The organism is Parafrankia elaeagni (assembly GCF_000374165.1).
Taxonomy (GTDB): Bacteria; Actinomycetota; Actinomycetes; order Frankiales; family Frankiaceae; genus Parafrankia; species Parafrankia elaeagni.
The window spans coordinates 21,890-42,585 of the sequence record NZ_KB893726.1 but is presented as its reverse complement, the minus strand read 5'-3'; the positions used below and the strand labels follow the sequence as shown (position 1 = coordinate 42,585).

At 72.3% G+C, this 20,696-nt stretch carries 20 protein-coding genes; 12 read left to right on the top strand and 8 right to left on the bottom strand.

The window, feature by feature from the left end:
- Positions 1 to 11 precede the first annotated feature (11 nt).
- Together B207_RS0116005 and B207_RS0116000 are read left to right on the top strand one after the other, a co-directional pair.
- On the top strand, positions 12 to 494 hold the full coding sequence (locus tag B207_RS0116005; protein WP_018637573.1) for a MarR family winged helix-turn-helix transcriptional regulator: 483 nt from the start codon (positions 12 to 14) through the stop codon (positions 492 to 494).
- 229 nt (positions 495 to 723) lie between these two features.
- Positions 724 to 2,166 carry a glycosyltransferase 87 family protein gene (locus B207_RS0116000; protein WP_018637572.1) on the top strand — a complete coding sequence of 481 codons (1,443 nt, stop codon included), beginning with the start codon at positions 724 to 726 and terminating at the stop codon, positions 2,164 to 2,166.
- Here B207_RS0116000 and B207_RS0115995 read toward each other — a convergent pair.
- Positions 2,153 to 2,494, bottom strand: a complete 342-nt coding sequence (locus B207_RS0115995; protein WP_018637571.1) for a hypothetical protein — start codon at positions 2,492 to 2,494, stop codon at positions 2,153 to 2,155. The genes B207_RS0116000 and B207_RS0115995 overlap by 14 nt on opposite strands.
- Positions 2,495 to 2,543: 49 nt before the next feature.
- Positions 2,544 to 2,714 (bottom strand): hypothetical protein, encoded by a 171-nt coding sequence (locus B207_RS40680; protein ID WP_018637570.1) that lies wholly within the window; start codon positions 2,712 to 2,714, stop codon positions 2,544 to 2,546.
- A 529-nt stretch (positions 2,715 to 3,243) separates the two neighbouring features.
- On the opposite strand from B207_RS40680, the gene B207_RS0115985 reads away from it, so the two are divergent.
- From B207_RS0115985 to B207_RS40675, 3 genes are all read left to right on the top strand, one after another.
- Positions 3,244 to 4,107: a helix-turn-helix domain-containing protein gene (locus tag B207_RS0115985; protein ID WP_035740863.1), complete on the top strand. Its 864-nt coding sequence runs from the start codon at positions 3,244 to 3,246 to the stop codon at positions 4,105 to 4,107.
- Between the two features lie 32 nt (positions 4,108 to 4,139).
- Positions 4,140 to 4,349: a DUF397 domain-containing protein gene (locus tag B207_RS0115980; RefSeq protein ID WP_018637567.1), complete on the top strand. Its 210-nt coding sequence runs from the start codon at positions 4,140 to 4,142 to the stop codon at positions 4,347 to 4,349.
- A 596-nt stretch (positions 4,350 to 4,945) separates the two neighbouring features.
- On the top strand, positions 4,946 to 5,113 hold the full coding sequence (locus B207_RS40675) for a hypothetical protein (RefSeq protein ID WP_018637566.1): 168 nt from the start codon (positions 4,946 to 4,948) through the stop codon (positions 5,111 to 5,113).
- 249 nt (positions 5,114 to 5,362) lie between these two features.
- On the opposite strand, the gene B207_RS0115970 is transcribed toward B207_RS40675, so the two are convergent.
- From B207_RS0115970 to B207_RS0115945, 6 genes are all read right to left on the bottom strand, one after another.
- On the bottom strand, positions 5,363 to 5,626 hold the full coding sequence (locus B207_RS0115970; protein WP_018637565.1) for a type II toxin-antitoxin system CcdA family antitoxin: 264 nt from the start codon (positions 5,624 to 5,626) through the stop codon (positions 5,363 to 5,365).
- Between the two features lie 108 nt (positions 5,627 to 5,734).
- Complete coding sequence (locus tag B207_RS0115965) at positions 5,735 to 6,898, bottom strand: DMT family transporter (protein WP_018637564.1); 1,164 nt, start codon at positions 6,896 to 6,898, stop codon at positions 5,735 to 5,737.
- Positions 6,899 to 7,098: 200 nt separating this feature from the next.
- Positions 7,099 to 8,235 (bottom strand): glycosyltransferase family protein, encoded by a 1,137-nt coding sequence (locus B207_RS0115960; protein ID WP_035740891.1) that lies wholly within the window; start codon positions 8,233 to 8,235, stop codon positions 7,099 to 7,101.
- Positions 8,236 to 8,330: 95 nt separating this feature from the next.
- Complete coding sequence (locus B207_RS0115955; protein ID WP_018637562.1) at positions 8,331 to 9,389, bottom strand: NAD-dependent epimerase/dehydratase family protein; 1,059 nt, start codon at positions 9,387 to 9,389, stop codon at positions 8,331 to 8,333.
- Positions 9,386 to 10,522, bottom strand: a complete 1,137-nt coding sequence (locus tag B207_RS0115950) for a DegT/DnrJ/EryC1/StrS family aminotransferase (protein ID WP_018637561.1) — start codon at positions 10,520 to 10,522, stop codon at positions 9,386 to 9,388. The genes B207_RS0115955 and B207_RS0115950 overlap by 4 nt, the downstream gene beginning before the upstream one ends.
- Before the next feature lie 917 nt (positions 10,523 to 11,439).
- Complete coding sequence (locus B207_RS0115945) at positions 11,440 to 12,096, bottom strand: metallophosphoesterase family protein (RefSeq protein ID WP_018637560.1); 657 nt, start codon at positions 12,094 to 12,096, stop codon at positions 11,440 to 11,442.
- Positions 12,097 to 12,302: 206 nt separating this feature from the next.
- Between B207_RS0115945 and B207_RS0115940 the strand changes: the two genes are divergently transcribed.
- The 7 genes from B207_RS0115940 to B207_RS0115910 all read left to right on the top strand — a co-directional run bounded on the left by B207_RS0115940 (position 12,303) and on the right by B207_RS0115910 (position 20,574).
- Positions 12,303 to 13,226, top strand: a complete 924-nt coding sequence (locus tag B207_RS0115940) for an amidohydrolase family protein (RefSeq protein WP_018637559.1) — start codon at positions 12,303 to 12,305, stop codon at positions 13,224 to 13,226.
- 61 nt (positions 13,227 to 13,287) lie between these two features.
- Positions 13,288 to 13,797: an MSMEG_0572/Sll0783 family nitrogen starvation response protein gene (locus B207_RS0115935; protein ID WP_018637558.1), complete on the top strand. Its 510-nt coding sequence runs from the start codon at positions 13,288 to 13,290 to the stop codon at positions 13,795 to 13,797.
- A 184-nt stretch (positions 13,798 to 13,981) separates the two neighbouring features.
- Entirely contained in the window at positions 13,982 to 15,148 is a 1,167-nt protein-coding gene (locus B207_RS0115930) for an MSMEG_0568 family radical SAM protein (RefSeq protein WP_018637557.1), read from the top strand.
- 5 nt (positions 15,149 to 15,153) lie between these two features.
- Positions 15,154 to 16,614: an MSMEG_0567/sll0787 family protein gene (locus B207_RS0115925; RefSeq protein ID WP_026311104.1), complete on the top strand. Its 1,461-nt coding sequence runs from the start codon at positions 15,154 to 15,156 to the stop codon at positions 16,612 to 16,614.
- Positions 16,611 to 17,651 (top strand): carbon-nitrogen hydrolase family protein, encoded by a 1,041-nt coding sequence (locus tag B207_RS0115920; RefSeq protein WP_035740859.1) that lies wholly within the window; start codon positions 16,611 to 16,613, stop codon positions 17,649 to 17,651. Before B207_RS0115925 ends, B207_RS0115920 begins: the two co-directional genes overlap by 4 nt.
- Positions 17,651 to 19,303: an FAD-dependent oxidoreductase gene (locus tag B207_RS34110; RefSeq protein ID WP_051102548.1), complete on the top strand. Its 1,653-nt coding sequence runs from the start codon at positions 17,651 to 17,653 to the stop codon at positions 19,301 to 19,303. Before B207_RS0115920 ends, B207_RS34110 begins: the two co-directional genes overlap by 1 nt.
- Positions 19,300 to 20,574: an MSMEG_0565 family glycosyltransferase gene (locus B207_RS0115910; RefSeq protein WP_018637553.1), complete on the top strand. Its 1,275-nt coding sequence runs from the start codon at positions 19,300 to 19,302 to the stop codon at positions 20,572 to 20,574. Before B207_RS34110 ends, B207_RS0115910 begins: the two co-directional genes overlap by 4 nt.
- Positions 20,575 to 20,696 lie beyond the last annotated feature (122 nt).

Genomic DNA, 20,696 nt, shown 5'->3' with positions numbered 1-20,696 from the left:
CAAGCCTTAGGATGCCGTTCATGCCGGAACGCGACCGCCACGTGCCGACCGACCCCGTCGCCGTCTCCCCGCGGCTGCGATCACTGGCCAGCCGACTCCTCGGCCGTGCCGCGGTGCACGCCGATCGGATCTCGAACACGCACCTCGCCGCCGCGGGGGCGACCCGGTGGCAGTACGCCACACTCGTCACCCTGCGCGACGGCGGGCCGGCGAGCCAGGCCACGCTCAGCGAGCGCACCGGCATCCACCGCAGCGACATGGTGGCCGTGCTGGGCGGCCTGACCGAGGCCGGGCACGTGGAGCGCGCGCCCGACCCCGACGACCGGCGCCGCAACATCGTCACGCTGACCTCGGCCGGGCGATCTCGGCTGCGCGCCCTGGACCACCTCGTCGACCAGACCCAACAGGAGCTGCTCGCCCCACTCACCCCTGCCGAGCGCGCGGAGCTCCTCCGCCTCCTGCAGCAGATAGACGATCATCATTCGACCCGCTGACCCGCGCGCGGACGCCGCTCAGGCATGCCGGCGAGCGGCCGCGGCAGCCATCGCCCAGGCCGTGATCCTCCATTGGAAAAACATCGGCTCTCGCCACTGGAGACCCATCCGTCGAACAGCCTTCCACCGCCCGGGGGAACAGCGCTCTAGAGTGGGCGCGTAAATTTCCGTAGTTCCGCCGCGAGTTCCGCACCGCCCACTGCCCCCGGGCCCCGAGCTGGAAGATTCGTTGACGGCCACCATCCGGAAACCAGGCGCCTGGACCGCACCTGCCACGGCGGCAGCCGTGCTCGGAATCGGGCTCGGAATCGCCTTCTCCGCCGCTTTCCTGTATTTCGCCGCCACCAGCAGGCTGGTCGATCTCAACATCTACCGCATGGGCGGAGACGCGATCCTGGCCGGCGGCGACCCCTACGCCGAACCGGACAGCGCTTCCGGACTTCCCTTCACGTACACGCCTTTCGCCGCGGCCGCGTTCGCGCCGATCGCGCTGCTGCCCGGCCAGCCCGCGCAGGTACTCTGGACGTTCGCCACGCTGCTCTGTCTCGGCGTCTTCTGCGCCCTCTGTGCTCTCTGCGCTCTCTGCGCCCTCCCGGCCCGCAGCGCGGCGAGCGCGGCCAGCCCAGGCGGATCGACCTGCGGTTTTTCGGCCCGGGCGGCAGCCGTTGTACCGGGGTGGCGTCCGCGCATCATGGCCTGCTGTTCCCTCACCGGCTTCGCGCTGTTACTCGAACCAGTACGGAGTACCGTCAGCTTCGGGCAGATCAACGTCATTCTCGCGCTCATGGTCGCCCACGACCTGTTCGGGCGGTGCAGGTTTGTTCCGCGCGGAGTGCTGACCGGCATCGCCGCCGGGATCAAACTGACGCCGCTGATTTTTCTGCCCTATCTTCTACTCACCGGCCGCTGGCGCGCCGCCGCCACGGCGGCGGCCTCCTTCGGCGCGACGGTCGCCGTCGGGTTCGCCGTCAGCCCTCGCCCCTCCGCCACCTACTGGACGCACACGTTCTTCGACGCAGGGCACATCGGCGGCATCCCCTACGCCGGGAACCAGTCGCTGTTCGGCGTGCTGTCCCGGCTGATGGGCGGCGCGGAGGCGGCGAGGCCGCTGTATCTGCCGCTCGCCGGGGTGCTGCTGGCGGCCGGCCTCGCCGCCGCGGTTCTGCTGACCCGCCGCGGGCGACCGCTGCTCGGTGGCGCGACCTGTGCGCTGGCCGGCCTGCTGACCTCGCCGATCTCCTGGAGTCACCACTGGGTCTGGTTGGTGCCACTGCTGCTCGGGCTGTCCGTCGGCCCGCAGCGCCCGCCCTGGGGACGCGCCGCGGCAGGGGCCGGTTACGTCCTGGCCGCCCTCGCCCCGATCTGGTGGGTACCGCACGGCGGGAACCTCGAGCTGGCCCACTCCGCGGGGCAGATCGCCCTCGCCAACAGTTACTTCGCGGCGGCGGCCGCTCTCCTCGCCGCGCTGTTGTGGCACGCCGCGGTCACACCTCACCCACGGCGTGCGGCGCAGGAGACCTCATCCACCCAGAGCGCGGACGTGCCGGGCGCGGACGTGCCGGGCGCGGGCGTGCCGGCCACGGCGGTCTCCGCGGTCTCGACGCTGCTCCCCCATCCGCGAGCGGCTGCTGGCTCGGACCCGGCGTCGCCGGCGGATGTCAGGAGGCGATGACCTGCCGGCGCTGGCGGTTCCGCGGGCGCGGGCCCACGGTGCCCGGCGGCGGGGCGGAGGGCGGGACGAAGGTGGTCGGCGGCATCGGCTCGGGCGACGACGGCGCGCAGTAGCCGTACTCGACGTGCCGCCGCCAGACCGTCAGCCGGCAGTGGTCGCCACCGTCCATCGTCCAGGTGCGGCGCTCGTCGCGGTCCTCGACCTGCACGGGACCGATCGTCGCGGGTTCGGCCGAGCGCAGGTGGGCCCAGGCATGGGCGTCCTCCCACGCGGCGAAGGCGCCGACGAGCTCGCCGTCGCCGTCGAAGACCAGGAATCGCCGGCTCATCGTGCTCCCGCCTTTCTTCTCCCCGCCGTCGCGGCGGTCTCGTGGCACATCACCGGATCCGGCGGCTGCCGGCCGGCGCCAGGAAGGACAGCGGCGCGACCAGATAGTCCACATAGTGGTTCTCCACAGCGAACGCGTCGGCGTCGGAGGCGGAGTCGAAAGCGAGGACGATCCGACGCGCGCGGCGCGGGCCGCCCGTGAACAGGATGACCCCGAACATTGACGATGATTCCGGGTCGTCCTTCTCCCCTGATCTGGCCGTGGCCGGGCGAACGCGTCTGCCGCAGGAACTCCTGCCGCGCGGATAACAGTTCATCGGGTCTCCGGTTCCGCCTGTACGTCCACCGGAGCCCGGTCGCCGCGGTCCCGGCCGCGGAAAGGGCCCACTCCGGACGCGATCACTGAGATGATCAGACCGGCGGGTGGAAGTACCACCGCGCCCGGGCAGGCAGCTCCTGGGCAGGCAGCGCCCGGGGCAGGCAGCGGGCGGCGCCGAGCTGTGGCTACCCACGCCGCCCCGACCACCACCGACGCTCCCCCTGGTAGGTCCAATCGTCGACAACATCTCACCCAGGAGCTCGCTTTCGCCACTCAAGGTGAGCACCGCTTCTGCAGCATGGAGCTTGCATGACGCATATGCAAGGTCTTGCGTGATGGTTTCGCTACAGATTGCGCACTATCTATGTCATTAGCTTGTGGATACGTGACGGAACGCGTCACTGCCTGCGCAACTCCTGGAGGAGGACCAGGTGACAGCGAGAAACAGCGGCCCGACCGTGCGGCGCCGCCGGCTCGGCGGCGAGCTGCGGCGGCTGCGCGAGGCCGCGGGCATCGAGGTGGAGCAGGCGTGCGAGGCGCTGCGGTGCTCGGCATCCAAGATCAGCAGACTGGAGAACGGGCGTCTGCCCGTCCGGACCAGAGACGTCGCCGACCTGCTGCAGCTGTACGGGGTGCCGCCGGGCGAGCATCGCGAGGCGCTGCTCGCGCTCGCCCGCGAGTCCCGCCGGCATGGCTGGTGGCAGGCCTACCAGGACGTCGTCCCGGCATGGTTCGAGGTCTACATCGGCCTGGAGGCAGGGGCATCGTCGATCAGCGTCTACGAGCCGCAGCTGGTCCACGGCCTGCTGCAGACAGCCGACTACGCGCGGGCGGTGATGCGGGCGAGCCTGCCCGAGGCGTCGGACGACGAGATCGAACGGCGGGTCGCTCTCCGGCTGGACCGGCAGTCGCGGCTGCACGAGGACAGTCCACCGCGGCTTCAGGTGATCCTGGACGAGGCCGTGCTGCGGCGGCCGGTCGGCGGCACCGCCGCGATGAGCGCCCAGCTCACGCGGATCAACCGGACCGCCGAGCTCCCGAATGTCACCGTTCAGGTGCTTCCCCTCTCCGTCGGGGCACATGCCGGGCTCGGCAGCACATTCTCCGTTCTGACTTTCGCGGACGAGACGGATCACGACGTGGTCTATATAGAGAAAGGCGCCGGAAGCCTCTACCTCGAACGTCCCGCCGAAATTCGGCGCTATAGAGTCAGGCTTGATCGTCTGATGGCGTCCGCACTGAGCCCGGCGGACTCCGCGGCCCTGATAGCGGATGTTTCGGAGGATTTTCGGTGAGAACGTCCAGAAAGCCGGCAGTCCCGGATCCGATGGCCCTGGCCTGGCACCGGAGCACCTACAGCAGCGGCGAGGGCGGCATGTGCGTCGAGGTGGCGCACGTCGACGGCGGCGTGGCCGTCCGCGATTCGACCGCGCCGCTGCGCGCTCTCCTGGTCTTCAGCGGCGCGGAGTGGGACGCCTTCCTCGCCGGGGTGCGGAACGGCGAGTTCGACGCACCGGCGTCCTCGACCGCGCCCTGAGCCTCGACCGCGCGCCCGCCGCGGGCCCGAAGGCCCGCAGCAGTCCCGGGGTGCCCCGGGTTCCCGGCGCCGCCCGGGACGAGCCTGGTGGCGGCGGTTCCCTGCCCCTTGCGTAACCAGCCGCAGTCACGCACTCTGTAGATGTTCACCCGGTCACCGTTGACCGAAGGTGACACCTGCATCGGCTTTGTAGCGTTCGGAGGCGGGTTCCAGCCGCCCGGAGCCCGTCCTGCAGCGGAGGAGTGACGCCGTGAGTGCCACTGAGCGAGCACCTGGCCGGGCCTAGCCGGTCACGGCATCAGGCCCGGCACACCCCGTCCGGCAGGCCGCCCGCGTAGGCAGGGCCCACGTCCCCGCCCGCACGACGCCCGCCACACCCGCCACCCGCCACCCGCCACCCAGATCGTCCAGCCGGCACCGCCCGGCCGGGCGGTGCCGGCTCCGGTCGGGCGTCGGCTGGCCTCGGCGGAGGCCGTCGGGCCGCCGACCGGCTGGTAAGCCTGCCGGGCGAGCGGTCAGCTGTGTCTGCCACGCTGCCCGTCCGCCACGGATTGAGTTGTAGTCCCCTGTTCCCTTGGTACCGGGAGGTGATTGCCGTGGCCACCGCCACGACCAACCTGCTGAACACCCCTCTGCCCGATCCGCGAGTCGAGCGGGTCCGACGCGCGGCGCTCGCAGCGTACGTGGAAGGGAAGATCAGTTTCGCGCAGGCGAACTCCCGGATTCGCAAGGCGCTCGACCGCTTCGCTCCCGACCCTCGGTAACGCGGCGGACCGGGTCGGACAGCATGGAGCGCCATCAGAAACGGATGATCGTCACGAATGCTGTCCTACCCGGGGTCTCGCTCACGCGATGCACACATCCAAAAACTCTTGGTGACAATCCATGTGCGGTCCGTGAGATAGTCGCTGTGGCCGGCCGCCCGGGTTCACCCCCCGATCGCCCGGGCGCCCGGCCGTCCATCCTGGTGCCGGCCACGGCACCAGGATCTGTCTGCCCCGTCGGGAGGCTCCTCAGTGCAGAGCCGGCGGCTCGGCTCGGGAGGGCTCCTGCTCGAGCGCGGCCCGGCTGAGCGCAGCCGTCCAGCGGTGGAAGTCGATCAGGGATGCGCGCGGCTCCTGCCGCCACAGCGCCTGCGCGACGTAGGCGGACAGACCGTTCGGGCCGACTCGCCGCAGGACGACGTCCAACAGGTCGCTGGGCAGACTGACAGTGACGGACTGGTAGCCCGACCCCTGGGGGCCCGCGCTGTCAAACCCCGAGTCGTCCGCATACATGCGATCCACCAATCCCGGCCAGGCGGGGCCACACCCCGAACACCAGAGGCAACGCCCTCAGCGACCGACGGTGTCACCGGACATTTCACCCACGCGATGCATCTTTACTCAGCGCTGCGCACTCCGCAATGGGTCAATGACAACCCCGAACCGGTCACCGGACCGTCGCGCGGAGGCGCCGCCGGCAGTGGGCCCACTGCCACCGAGGCCCGAACCGGCGTCCGGAGCAGCCCAGTCCTCGTCCGCCACACCGTGGACGTCCCCGATCAGGAAGCCGTCGTCGTCGGCCCGGTGGTGCTGAAGCACGCCCGGGCGTGCTTCAGCACCACCGGACGTCGGGCCACGCGGCGGCAGGTCCTCCAGCGCCAGTTCCTCCTCGACCGACCGGTTGGCCGCCATCCGGTCCCGGCCGAGCGCGGCGATGCCGGCCGCGACCATGACCAGCGACACCACGAAGGCCAGCAGGCGGGGGCCGTCCGGGGCGGGCTCGTCGAACAGGGTCAGGCCGAGCGTCACCGGCAGGAACGCGGAGACGCCGCTGGTGACCGGGAAGGCGATGACAGCCGCGCGCCCCTGCAGGCCGCGCTGTTCCAGCCCCAGCGCGAGCACCGAGAACAGGATCAGGATGTACGGGGTCGGCGTCGACAGCAGGTCGACCAGCGGCGAGTCGCCGTTGCGGTGCTCGTGCACGGCCAGGCCGATCTGACGCGTCGCCAGCGTCGCGATGGCGTAGCTGACGCCGGCCGCCAGGCCGAACCCCAGCGCGGCGCCCGCGATCTTCCGCCTGGCCGCCGCGAGATTCGCGCCGAACGCGCACAGCAACGAGAAGATCAGCCCGAGTACCAGGAAGGCGAGCAGGACATTGCGCCCTGCCGGGCTGCCGACCTCGGCGTTGCGGTGGAACGCGTAGGCCAGCAGGCCGACCCCGGCCACCATGAGGCCCACACCGCTCCAGCCGACCCGGCTGATCTGTTCCCCCAGGGCCCGGCGGGCCAGCAGAGTAAAAACGATCATGTCGAGAGCCATCACCGGGGCCACCAGGGCCACTGGCGCCACCGACAGCGCATAGACCTCGAGCAGGAACGAGCCTGCCTCGACGGCCAGGCCCAGCAGCCACAGCGGCCGGGTGGCGAGCCGGGCGAGCAGGCCCAGGCCCAGGCCGGCGCCGGCCTCCTCTCGGCGGGCGGCCATCGCCTGCAACAGCGGCGCGACGCCGTACAGCGCGGCCGAGACAATGGTGATGGGCAGCCCGAGGACGAGCGCCGTGTTCATGCGCGGCTCACCAGGGCAGCGTCCCATCCGCTCCCGATGGCCGCCGAGCCGGGGTGCACCGCCCCGGCACGGACAGCCACCGCGCCATCATCTGCCGCAACGTGACGGCTCTCCGAGCTCATGTCGTGATACTTCGCTTCTCCAGAACGCACCGGACGTTGGGCGGGGTTGTGCCGCGACGGATCGTGCCGCGACGGGTATCACCAGTTGGCGCCCAGGCCCACCTGCGCCAGCGCCGCACCGAAGGCCTGCTCCCAGGCCTGGGGCGTGGCGGCGACCCGCTGCGAGGGTGGCTTGACCCGATCCAGGCAGGCCAGCGCCGACCGGGTCAGGGACAGCGAGTCGGTGCTTGTCACCTCGGCGTGGCCGCGGTCGAGCTCCTTCTGCAGGTTGTCCCGCCCGTGGCCGGGGACGACGTCCATGAGCAGCAGGTCGCGCCCGATGACCCGGGCCTCGCTGCAGGTGTCGCCCGACGAGGTCACGACCAGGTTACTCGCAGCCATCAACTCCGGGATACGGGTGGTGAACCCGAACGGGATCACCCGGTGGTCCCGTTCGGCGAGCGCGGCGAGCCGAGCGGCGAGCTTCTCGTTGCGCCCGGCCACGGCGAGCACCCAGACTCCGGCCCTGGCGAGCGCCTCGGCCGCCTCCACCAGCGGGCCCAGCCCCCACGAGCCGGACATGAGCAGGACGCAGCGGCTTTCCAGCGGGATACCGAGGTTGGCCCGCGCCTCCTCCTGCGTCGGCGGGTCGTAGAACGCCGCCCGGACCGGCGTCGGCACGACCGCCACCCGCGCGTTCGGCGAGAACCTGCGCACGTACCGGGCGGCGGTCTGCGACGTCACCAGGAACAGATCGGTGTTCTCCTGCACCCAGATTCGGTGCACACAGCAGTCCGACGAGAAGACCGCCGTGACCAGCCCCGGGAACTCCGGCTTCAGCCGGCTGACCGCCGCGGCCGCCGAGGCAAAGATCGAGACGACCATGTCGACCGGCTCGGCACGGAGGTTCTCGCGCAGCCGCGGCACCAGGAACCTGCTGGACGTCCGCTCGATCGCGCGGGCGACCGGGCCGCCGGTGCGAAGCTGCGAGAAGTGCAGCGCGTCATACACACCGGGCACCGCGATGAGCCCGCGGAAGGCGTTCTGCCCCAGCATGCCGTTGCGGCCGTCCGTCATGCGCAGGCTGTCAGCGGTCCTGGTGCGCAACCCGCGGCGTTCCAGCGACATGGCGCAGGCCTCGGCCATCACGTCATGGCCCATGCCGAGGGAACCGGAAAGCAACAGCACCTCGCCTCGGCGTGCCTCGGACCCGCCGTCCGCCAGCGCCCCGTTCATGACGACACCGGGGCCGGGCCTGACCGCACCAGCCCCTCTCACGACCGCGTCGATGCCGCTCACGGTCGCGTCAATCCCGTCCATCTTCGTCACGCTCACTCCGATGAGGCCGCGGAGACGCCGAGATCCCCGACTGACTGGGCAGCCACCACCGGTGGCTGCCGATTCGCCTGATACCACTCGATGTACTGCCGGACCCCGTCACGGAACGGCGTCGTCGGACGCCAGTCGAGCAGCTCCGCCGCCCGCCGGGCGGAGATCTCCCGGCCGCGGAAGTCGCCGGGCCTCACGGGAACGTGCTCGATGGCGACGTCGGGGAAGTACGCCTGGACGGCCTGGGCCATCTCCAGCACGCTAATCCGTTCCTCGCCCTCCAGGGCGATCGTCGTGTTCCGCGCGGCGTCCGCCAGTGCGAGCACGTGCGCGTCAGCGAGGTCACGGACGTAGACGTATTTCCGGAACTGCTGGCCGTCCCCGGCGACGGTCAGCGGGCGGCCGGCGATCGCGTTGGTGACGAACCGGGCGAGGACCAGCTCGTCCCGCATGCCCGGGCCGTAGGGGATGCCGTAACGCAGGATGGTGAAGGCCAGGCCATAGGTCTGCTGGTAGCTCTGCAGGAGCAGCTCGGCCGCGAGTTTCGTCGAGGTGTAGACGTGGCCGGCCCGGGCGAGCGTGATCTCGGCGTCCTCGGTCAGCGGTTCCGGGGCCGGGCCGTCGCTGTGCCCGGACGGCGGCGGAATCGCTGCACCCGATGACTGGGATGATCTGACGGGGCCGACCGGTGCGGTGGTGTCGGCCACCGCACCGTAGACCCAGACGGTGCTGGCGAAGACGACTCGTCGCACGCCGCCGCGGCGGGCCGCCTCGCAGACCTTGCCGGTTCCCTCGACGTTGAGGCGTACTGTGCGCACCGGGTCGGCGAACGCGAAGTCGACGTTGGACATCCCAGCGATGTGGAAGACGGTGTCGACACCGGTGAACGCGTCGGTGAGCGCGTCCAGGTCGAGCACGTCGAGCTCGCGGTAGGCGGCCCGTGGATCCGGCCGGTGACATCCGGCCAGGTCGAGGGAGAGGACGTCGTGGCCGGCGTCGAGCAGGCGGTCGACCACATGGCCGCCGATGAACCCGGACCCTCCGGTGACCGCGATCCTCATCGGGACGCACCGTCCAGGTCGAGGGCGCGCATGACGGTGCGGAACGAGCTGATGACGTGCTCGGCCTCCGCCTCGGTCATGTCGGAGTGCAGCGGCAGGCAGACGTGCCGGGCGCAGATGTCCTCGGCCACCGGCAGGTGGGCGCGGGCGTACTGTTCGAAGATCGGCTGCTGGTGCAGCGGGACCTCGTACACCTCACCGGCGAGCGAGACACCGTGCCCCTCCCGCAGCTCCTTCTTCACGCGCGCGCGGTCCGCGCCCGGAGCGAGCAGCACCGGGTACTTGTAGTAGTTGGTGATGCCGCCCTCGACTGCCCGCGGCCGGTCCACGCCCATCGCATCGATCTCCAGGTCGTACCGTGCGGCGACATCACGCCGGTGGGCGAGGAAGGCGCCCAGGTGCCGAAGATGGGCCCGCCCGGTCGCCGCGTGCACCTCACTCATCCGCCAGGCGTATCCCTGCCGGATGTGAATGTTGCCGAGGAATCCGGCCTTGCCCTGGTCCCGGTAGACGCGGGCCTCGTCCCGTATCCGCTCGTCCGCGGTGACGACCATTCCGCCCTCGCCGCTGGTAATCAGCTTGGTGGGGTAGAACGAGAAGGATCCGGCGAGCCCGAAGGAGCCGGCGTACCGGCCGGCGAGGCTCGATCCGTGCGCGTGGGCCGCGTCCTCCACCAGGGCGATCCCGCGTTCGTCGAGAATGGCCCGCAGCTCGTCGATGTCCGGCGGAATGAGGCCGCCGATGTGCACGATGACAACCGCCTTCGTCCGGGGTGTCACGGCGGCCGAAACGGTCTCCGCGCTCAGCGCGAAGGTGTCCGCGCTCACATCGGCGAAGACCGGGTTGCCGCCGGCCCGCAGTACCGCGAAGGCCGTCGCCGCAAACGTGTTCGTCGGCACGACGACGTCGAATCCGTCCACGTCGACACTTCTGAGGATGATCTCCAGAGCGGCCGTTCCGCTGTTCACGGCGACCGCGTACGGAGCACCGTGAGCGGCGGCGAAGGCCGCCTCGAATTCCTGGGTGTGCGCACCGAGTGTCAGCGCACCTGTTGTCAGGACTTCGGCCGCGACCGACGCGACCTCCGCCCGGTCTTCCGGTGTAAACACGATGCGCGCCGCGGGGACCTGCACCAGTTCAACCCCCCTAGGTCAACGAGCCCAGTTGCTGTAGTCGATCGCGTACGCAACGCGATCGGCCTCGCACGCTACCGGCTCGCCCCCAGGCCGGCTCCCAACGTGGCGAAACCAGACCATCCGACTGCTGGAAACCAAAGGTCCGGTCCGCCCGGATCACGCCGATTTGCCCCCACCCTGCCGTTGGCAGGCTACAGACCCACTTCGCGGCGCCAACCGCCGCGACCGCACCTGAGCCGACCCAGCCGCCGCCAGACCGTCACCACCCGGCCGACATCGAGCCGAAAGTAACGACCCACACGACCTGGGCGACGAGAGTAGACCGGCACCCATCGCGTACTACCGAAAATTATCAGACATGTTCGTATTGTCATCATCGGAATGAAGGTCTGCCACCACCTGGGTGCGCCCAACCGGTGTCGTACAGCCGACGACCCTCACCGTCAGGGCCGTTCCGGACACCGAATCGGCATCCGCTCCGGACTACGGGGAGACTCGGGGCCGTATCAGCGAACAGCTGCCGCCACCCGATACGACTTCCGGTTACCGGCACAGCGACCAACCGGCTACAGCCAGCACGAACGGGCTCGGTGTTTCGAGGGCGTTGCATCAGCATCACCAGCACACTGCGGCATCATCACTCGCACGGCTCGACGCGGAGCCGGGGCACCGGGGCGCCGGGGCCGGGGCCGGGGCCGGGGCCGGGAGGCCAGAACGCCAGAACGCCAGAACGCCAGGAAAAAGAAGAAGCCCCGGCGGGCCTCGCAGCTCCTGACGTACGGGGGGAACGTAGGCTCTGCGCGAAACTCGCCGGGACGTATAGCGACTTTACGACCCCCAGACGTCAGAGGCGACAGGACCAAAGTCCCAATCCTGAGGGCCCAACGGCAGATCGCAGGCCTGGTCAGATCGGGTCAGGCCTCCTCGAAGATCACCTCTCCGCGGTCCGCGTCGAAGAACAACCAGTTGGACGGACGCCCGATCGCCGGACCCACGTTGACGACCGTCGTCACGAGCTCGGCCCCGGGAGCCCGGACGGGCACCGGTACCGGCCGGCCGGGAATCACGGGCACGGAACGCACCGACCCCGGCCCGCCCCCGCGGATCTCGAACACGGCCCGGCGGTGCGTGTGCCCCACCAGGACCAGGGGAACGACGGGCACGTCCCCGGCACGGGGGAGGAAGGCGTCGGACTCCTCGTCGAAGTCCCAGCCGATCTGGTGGCCGTGCATCCCCACCGCGCAGTCGACGTGGGTGATCGATGTGCCGGTCAGCAACGGCGCGAGCAGGTCCGGGATCTGCTCCGGCTCGAGCAGATCCCGGATCCGCTCCTCCTGGTTGCCGAGGACGCGCCGCACGCCGACGAGCTCGGCCCACAGGTCGGGGTCGGGATCGACGACCTCGTCGAGCGGCCAGAAGCGGGCCGGGTCGTGCCGGCGCATGGGTACCTTCGCCTCCAGGTAGTCACCGAGGCACACGACCTCGTCGACACCGGCCTGGCTGGCCGCCGCCAGGACCCGACGCAGCGCCTTGCGTTTTCCGTGCAGGTCTGCCATGACCGCGTACCGCATGCGTCCAGCTTGCTCCCGGGATGACAGGTCGAGCCGCGCGATCAACACAAAGATCACAGCGAGCGGACGGAGGCAACGCTTCGACTACCCAGAGGGGTGATCTCAGGACCAGGTTCTGGCAGCACAGGGACCAGAACGTGCCATTGCCGCGACCGGATTGTCACGTTGGCCACACACGGGAAACACCAGGGTGCTTCACTGCCACCGTGCCGCGACCGGACGTACACGACGGGCACCGTCATCTCGGAACGCTGCCGGCCCACGCCTATTACGGCGGGCCGGCGGTCGTCCCCACCGTCGGTGCCCGCGCCACCATCGCCGAGCTGCGGGCCGACCTGGACCACGAGGGCACCGCGGCGGCACTGGTGATCCCGAACTACGGCGTCCCGGACCCGGCGGTGCCGTTCGGGCTCAACGAGCTCTGCGTCGAGGCCGCACAGCGCGACGACCGGATCCTCGCCGGCCTGTGGGTCTCCCCGCGCCCCGCCGATGCCGAGGCCACCGACCAGGCACTGGCACTCGCCCACGAGCCGGGCGTGGCCGCGCTCAAGCTCAGCTTCCTGCCGGGAGGCGACGTGCACGACCCGGCCTGCCGGGGCGCGCTTGATCGGATCTTCGCGGTCGCCGAGGCCCACGACCTCGTGGTGCACGTCCACACCTCACCGGGCGGGCCGGCCGACATCGACCGGATGGGGCGGCTGGTGGAGGACTACGCCGAGCGGGTCGCCGTCCACCTCGTGCACCTCGGCGGCGGGGTGAGCGGGCACATCAAGCTGATCGGCGGGCGCTTCTTCGACTGGGTCGCCGCCGGGCGACGCGTCTACACCGACGCCAGCTGGGCGATCGGCTTCGCTCCACGGTGGTTCGCGGCCGAGGTGGCACGCCGCGGGCTCGGGCACGACCGGCTGCTTTTCGCCAGCGACGAGCCGTGGAGCGACTACCCGGGGGAACTCTCGCGGCTCACCGCCGCGATCGGCGACCCGGAGCTCGCCCGCCGGGTCCTGGCGGAGAACTTCCAGGACCTCTACCTCCGCCGCGGATCCGCTCCCACCCCCGCCGCCGCGGGATCCGCCGCGGGATCCGCCGCCGGACCCCACGCGGCGACCACACCTGACGACCGCGCGAAGTGATCAACCTCGGGTAAACCTGTGGTAGTCGATCACTTCCGACCAGACCGAGACAGGAGCGCAGATGGAGCTGACGGAGCTGGAGCGCCAGAGCCTCACCGAGGTTCCGCACCCGTCGCTGCCGCCCGGGAGCAATCTGTACGGCTCGACCAAGCTCTTCCCCGACTACCAGGCCGAGGACGGCGAGTGCTACCTGACCCTCGTCCACGGCATCGCCCACGAGTCCTCGGTGAGTTTCGTGGCGATCCTGCAGGCCACCAGGGCACTGCGTAAAGGATTTGAATCCGTCATCTATTTCTATGGCCCGGGTTCGATGAACTGCATGGCCACCCGGGGCTTCCCGCACACCGGCGATTCCGCCTTCGCCGGCGAGCACAACATCAACGCGCAGATCGAGACCTTCATCAAGGAGGGCGGGAAGGTCTACGTCTGCCGGTTCGGCCTGTCGCTGCACGGCCTGCGCGAGGAGGACCTGATCGAGGGGGTCATCCCCGCACATCCCCTCGACATCCAGGACTGTGTCATTCACTACACCCGCAAGGGTGCGATCGTGAACTCGACGTACATGCTCTGAGCGCCGTTTCCGGACGCCGTGGGCCGGCCGTCAGGTCGGCGGACAGCAACCGCTCCTCCGGGTACCGGTCCGGTCCCGGAACGGGCGTCATCCATATCTTCACCCCGCTCTCCCGCCCCTGCCCGCGGGCGCTGGTTCACGCGCCCCGGCAGGTCCGGCGCGGATTCCCGACGGGAGACCACAGATGAACAATGGTCTGACGATCGATCGCCGGCCCGACGACGCGCCCGGCCCCCGGCCCGCCACCCGGCCCGGCCCCCGGTCCGACTCCCGGTCCGCCCCCCGGCCGCCGGGGGATCTCGGCCTCGCCCTGCGCAGCGCCGTCGCCGTCCAGGGAGTACGGGTCGCCGCGCCCGTCCAGCGGCGCAGCGGCGCGGGCCCGAGCGACGACGGCCACGTCGTCGTCGAGGGCCGCGGGCTGGCACTGCCGATCGTCCCCACCAGCAGGTACTCCGTCGACGCCGGGCGGCTGCTGTTCGACGGGGCCGATCTCGGCGTCGAGGCGACTCCGGTGCGCCGGCCGAGGTTCTACGACCTGAGCACCGCCGACGGGGTGCCGTACTCGCAGCTCGCGCGCCTGCACAGCGCGGACGTCCTGGCCACCACGGTGCTGCAGACCTGCGTGCGGTACCGCGAGCCGGACCGCTGCCGGTTCTGCGCGATCGAGGAGTCGCTGCGCGCCGGGGCCACCACGCGGCTGAAGACACCCGCGCAGCTCGCGGAGGTGGCCAGCGCCGCGGTGCGGCTCGACGGCGTCCGGCAGATGGTCATGACCACTGGCAGCACCGCCGCCGCCGACCGGGGTGCCGCGCTGCTGGCCGAGTGCGTCCGCGCGGTCGTGGCGGCCGTCCCGCAGCTGCCCGTGCAGGTGCAGTGCGAGCCGCCCGCCGACCTGTCCGTGCTGGCCGATCTGCGCGCCGCCGGCGCGAGCACCATCGGGATGCATGTCGAGTCGCTCGACCCGCAGGTGCGCCGCCGGTGGACGCCCGGCAAGGCGACCGTCCCGCTGGAGCACTACGAGCGGGCGTGGGCGGAGGCTGTACGCGTCTTCGGCTGGAACCGGGTGTCGACCTACCTGCTCCTCGGGCTCGGCGAGGATCCGGACGAGCTGGTCGAGGGTGCGCGACGGCTCATCGCCCAGGGTGTCTATCCGTTCGTCGTGCCGTTCCGCCCGCTGGCGGGCACGCTCGCCGAGCGGGACGGGGCCCGCGCACCTTCGCCGGACCTCGTCGCGGACGTGACCGCCCGGGTGGCGGCCGCGCTGACCGCCGCCGGGATGCGGGGTGCCGACCAGGGCGCCGGCTGCGCGGCGTGCGGGGCGTGCTCGGCACTCCCCCAGGCCGGGGGATGATCGAGATGTCCGGTCTGCTCTCGGGAGGGCACACACCGATCCGGAACCGGACGGTGGACACGCTGGCGGTCTGGGGCGACCGGCGCGCGCTGGCCGGGCAGCCGCCCTACCGAGTCGAACAGGCTGTGGACCTGGCCACCTACACCGCCTACGCCCGCCTGCGGCGCGAGGTCTTCGTCGACGAGCAGGGCCTGTTCCCGGCGAGCGTCGCCGGTGACCTCGACGAGGTCGACGCGGACCCGCGCACCGTCGTCCTGGTCGCCCGGATCGTCGGCGGCGTCGACGACGGCACCGTGATCGGCGGCGTGCGCCTCGCCCCGATCTGGCGGGGCGACGACATCGGGGCCTGGCAGGGCGGGCGGCTGGTGGTCGCCGCCGCGGCCCGCGGCCGGTACGCCGGGGTCGGTGCGGCGCTGGTCCGGGCGGCCTGCGCCCGCGCCGAGAACGAGGGTGTGCTCCGCTTCGACGCAGCGGTGCAGACCGACCGGGTCCGCTTCTTCGGCCGGCTCGGCTGGATGATCGCCGGGACGACGACCGTCGGCGGGCGCCCCCATGTACTGATGCGCTGGCCCATCAACCGGCTGGCCGCCGTCGCCGCGTCGATCAAGGCACCACTGGCGAACCTGCTGGCGGGCATGCGCCCCGGCGGCCCGGGGTTCGTCGGCGACGACGGCGCCCCGGTGCCCGGCACCGACGTGGTCGCCGCCTGCGACGCGATAGTGCCGTCGATGGTCGAGCGCGACCCGTACTGGGCCGGCTGGTGCGGGGTGCTGGTGAACCTCAACGACCTGGCGGCGATGGGAGCCCGGCCGGTGGGCCTGCTGGACGCGGTCGCCGGCCCGACGGTGTCCCGGGTGGCCCGCGTGATCGGGGGCCTGCGCGCCGCGGCGGAGCGGTACGGCGTCCCGATCCTCGGCGGGCACACCCAGCTCGGCGTCGCGTCGGCCCTGTCGGTGACGGCGCTCGGGCGGGCCGAGCACCCGGTCCCCGCCGGCGGCGGCCTGCCCGGGCATGCGGTGACCCTCACCGCCGACCTCGGCGGCGAGTGGCGCCCGGGCTACTCCGGGCGGCAGTGGGACTCGACGTCCGGACGGCGCAGCGCCGAGCTGCGGGCGCTGCTGGACCTGCCACGCCGTCACCGGCCCTGTGCCGCCAAGGACGTCAGCATGGTCGGCATCGTCGGAACGCTCGGCATGCTGGCCGAGGCGAGCGGCTGCGCCGCCGAACTGGACGTCGCCGCCGTCCCCCGGCCCGCGAACACCACGGTGGGTGACTGGCTCACCTGCTTCCCCGGGTATGCCATGCTCACCGCCGACGTCGACGACCGCCCCGTCCCGGCGACCCAGCCGGCGACGTCCGGGCGCTGCGGGCGGCTGCGCAACGGCACCGGTGTGACGCTGCGGTGGCCGGACGGCGTCCTCACCCCGGCGTTGTCCGGCCATGTGACGGGGCTGGGCCACGCATGAGCACAGTGCGCCGCGGGGACCCGGTGGGCGAGCGGGAGCACCCCGCCCGCCCACCGGTGACGATCGCCGCGGCCGCCGCTCCGTTTGTCCGTGACCTGGACGAATGCTTCGCCCGGATCGGCCGGCACATCGACGCGGCCCGGCAGCGCGGGGTCGATCTCCTCGTGCTGCCCGAGGGCGCGCTCGGCGGCTATCTGCATGGTCTGCCGCCCACCGCGGACGACCTGCGGCCGTACCGCGGCCCGGTCATCGAGCTCGGAGACGGGCCGGACGGGCCGCCGGGGCGCCGGGGACGCGTCCCCGACCCGGGTGACCGGCAGCGAGGCGGGCCGCCGGCGCTCGACCCGGACGGCCCGGAGATCGCACGGCTCGCAGCGCTCGCCGGAGATATGGTGGTCTGCGCCGGATACACGGAGCGTGATGGCCGGTACCGGTACAACAGCGCGGTGTGCGTGCACGGTGGCGGAGTTCTGGGCCGGCACCGCAAGGTCCACCAGCCACTGGGTGAAGGCCTCGTCTACGAGGCCGGGCGCGCCTTCACCGCGTTCGACAGCCCACTCGGCCGGATGGGAATGATGATCTGCTACGACAAGGCGTTCCCGGAGGCGGGGCGCAGCCTCGCCCTCGCCGACGCGGCGATCATCGCCTGCCTGTCCGCCTGGCCGATCTCCCGCACCCACCCGGCCGCCGACATCTCCGAGGACCGTTCCCTGCACCGCTTCAACCTCTACGACCAGGTCCGTGCGCTGGAGAACCAGGTCGTCTGGGTGTCGGCGAACCAGACCGGCGCCGTCGGCGCGCTGCGTTTCGTCGGTAGCGCCAAGGTCGTCCACCCGGACGGGTCGGTGCTCGCCACGACCGGGCCCCAGGAGGGCCTGGCCGTCGCCACCCTCGACGTCACCGGCGCGCTGGGCGCGGCCCGCGGCGGGATGAACCTGCTGCGGGACCGCCGCGGCGCCAGTTACTCACCGCAGTGCCTGCTCGCCGGCGAACCGTACGACCCGCGGCGTTCGCAGCGCACCCGGGCCACCTGCTGATGCGCACCGCCACCACCCCTGCCACCGCCGTCGTCGTCGGTGCTGGTGCGTCGGGCCTGGTCACCGCCCTGCTGCTGGCACGGCGCGGCTGGCGGGTCACCGTGCTCGAACGCGATGTCGACGACTGCCCCCGCACCCTCGCGGACATCGCGGGCTGGCATCGCCCGGGTGCGACCCAGACCTGGCACTCACACGCCTTCCTCGCCCGCTGCCGATCGCTGCTCGCCGAGCACGCACCGGACGTCCTCGCCGCCCTGCAGGCCGCGGGCGCGCGGGAGACCCGCCTGGTCGAACACGCACCGCCGACCCTCACCGGTCCGCCGCCCGGCGCGCCCGGCGGCGGTAGCAGCGGCGATGGCGATGGCGATGGCGAGCTGGTCGTGCTCGGGTGCCGCCGCGCGGTGCTCGACTGGGTGCTGCGCGATGTGGTGGGCCGCGAGCCCGGGGTGAGCCTGCGGCCGGGGGCACGGGTCGTCGGCCTGCTTGTGGCGGGCGGACCCGCCAGCCCGGGCCGGGGGCCGCTGCTGGTCCGCGGGGTGCGTCTGGCGGACGGGTCCAGCTGTGAGGCCGGCCTGGTCGTGGATGCGGCCGGGCGGCTCTCACCGGTGCGCCGCTGGCTGGTCGACGCGGGCGCCGACCTGCCCGCCCCGGCCGAGGCCGACTGCGGCATCGCCTACTACTCACGTTTCTACCGCCGGCGCGGCCCGGAGCCGGGCCTTCCGCTCAACCGCGGGCACACCGCGGGTGCGTCCTTCGACCGCTACTCCTGCCTGATGTTCCCGGCCGACGGGGACGTCTTCTCGATGACCTTCGGCGTGCTCCCGGAGGACACGGAGATCCGGGTGCTGCGCCACGGTGCGGCCTTCGACGCCGCGGCACGTTCCATCGACATGTTCGGCCCGTGGCTCGCGCCCGGCCAGGTCGAGCCGGTCTCGCCCGTGAGTGCGATGTCGCACCTCACCAACCGGCTGCGGCCGCTGGTGCCCGACGGTCGTCCGGTGGTGCTCGGGCTGCTGCCCGTCGGCGACGCGGCGGTCATCACCAATCCGGCCCACACCCGCGGGGTGACGCTCGCCGTACTCGCCGCTGTCCGACTGGCCGAGACGGTGGGGGCGTCACCCGACCCCGCCATGTGGGCCCACACGCTCGACGAGGTCCTGCGCGCCGAGTTCGCCCCCTGGTTCGAGGATTCGTGCGCCCAGGACGCCGCCCGCCTGCTGCGCTGGCGCCCGGCCGGGCCAGGGGGTCCGCCCACCAGCCAGGCCGGGGTGGCCGGAGGCGCACCGCCGACCGGTTTCACGCCGTGGCCGGCGGTCCCGGCCGCCGTCACGGCGGCCCTCGGGGGCACGGGCACGCCCTCGGTCACCAACGGTGAGGCGTACCTGGCCGCCCGCCGGGATCCCTGGGTGTGGCGCCGTTTCACCCGCCTGCAGAACCTGCTGCTCGCGCCCTCGGTGCTGGCCGACCCCGAGTTCGTCGCCCGGGTGCGCGCCGTGCTGGCAACGGACTGGCGCCCAGCAGTCGTGCCGGGGCCCAGCCACGACGACCTGGTCGGCCTCGCGGCCGATGCGCACGCCCACCCGACCGGCGCTCCGGACAGACCGAACCCGGCGGGCGTGCCGGGCCAGCCGGGCGTGCCGGAGCACCGATGAACGCGACGGGGGACGGGCCGCTGGCGGTCGCGCTGCTCACCTACTCCACCCGGCCGCGGGGCGGTGTGGTCGCCACCCTCGCGCTGGCCGAGGCGCTGGCCCGCGCCGGGCACCGCGTCGACCTGTGGACACTCGCCCGCGGCGGCGACATCGGCTTCTTCCGACCGGTCGACCGCGCCGTGCGGATCCGTGCGGTGCCGTTCCCGGACGTCTCCGACGAGGCGGTCGGGCCGCGCATCCTCCGCTCGATCGCCGTCCTCGGCGAGGCCTTCGCCGCGCACCGGCGCAGCACGGCACGAGGCCGCAGCGCGGCACAGCAGCACAGCGCGGGACGGCCGCACAGCGCAGGACAGCAGCACGAGGCCGGGAGCTGGTACGACGTCGTGCACGCCCAGGACTGTCTCTCCGCGAACGCGGTGGACGACTGCGTGCGCACCGTTCACCATCTCGACAGTTTCACCACCCCCGAGCTGGTCGCCTGCCACGAGCGCGGGCTGCGCCGCCCGCACACGCACGTGTGCGTCTCGGTGGCCGTCGCCGCCGAGCTGGCCGCCGGCTGGGAGATCACCGCGACCGTGATTCCGAACGGGGTCGACGCCGCCCGCTTCACCGCGGCGGCAGATCCGGGGGGCCCGGCTCACGCCGCTCGGGAGCGCTGGCGGGCCCGGCTGGGCCGATATGTCCTCGCGGTCGGCGGGATCGAGCCGCGCAAGGGCACCGCGGACCTGGTCGAGGCGTTCGCGCGGCTGCGCCCGCGGCAGCCCGGGCCGGTCTCACTGGTCCTCGCCGGTGGGGAGACGCTGTTCGACTATCGCGACTACCGCGATCAGGTACTGGCCCGCGCAGCCGGCCTTGGTGTCGAGCCGGTCATCCTCGGGCCGGTGCCGCACGGGGAGCTGCCCGCGCTGGTCGCCGCGGCGGACGTGTTCGCGTTCCCCTCCGCCAAGGAGGGTTTCGGGCTGGCCGCGCTGGAGGCGCTGGCCGCCGGGGTCCCGGTGGTGGCACGTGACCTGCCGGTCCTGCGGGAGGTGCTGGCGGGGGCCTCGGCGGCGGGTGCCGTGCGGTTCGCCGCGGAGCCGGCGGGGTTCGCGTCCGCGCTGGAGGCATGCCTCGATACCGCCGAGCCGTGGCCCGACCGGGCGCCCGACCCCGCGCGGGTGGCGGCCGGGCGGGCGCTCGCCCGCGGCTTCAGCTGGGACGTCTGCGCCGCCCGGCATGTGTCCCTGTACCGAGCGCTGATCCGGGCACGTTCCGCGGCACCGCCGTCGTGAAGCCCGGGTGTCGGAGTCCGGGCTGGCTACGCAGGGTCCCGCGGCAGCGAGGCCCAGGCGACCGGCCGCGGGCCGCGGCGGTCACGCGGTGCCCCTGGGTTCCGGATCAGATCGGGTCCGTC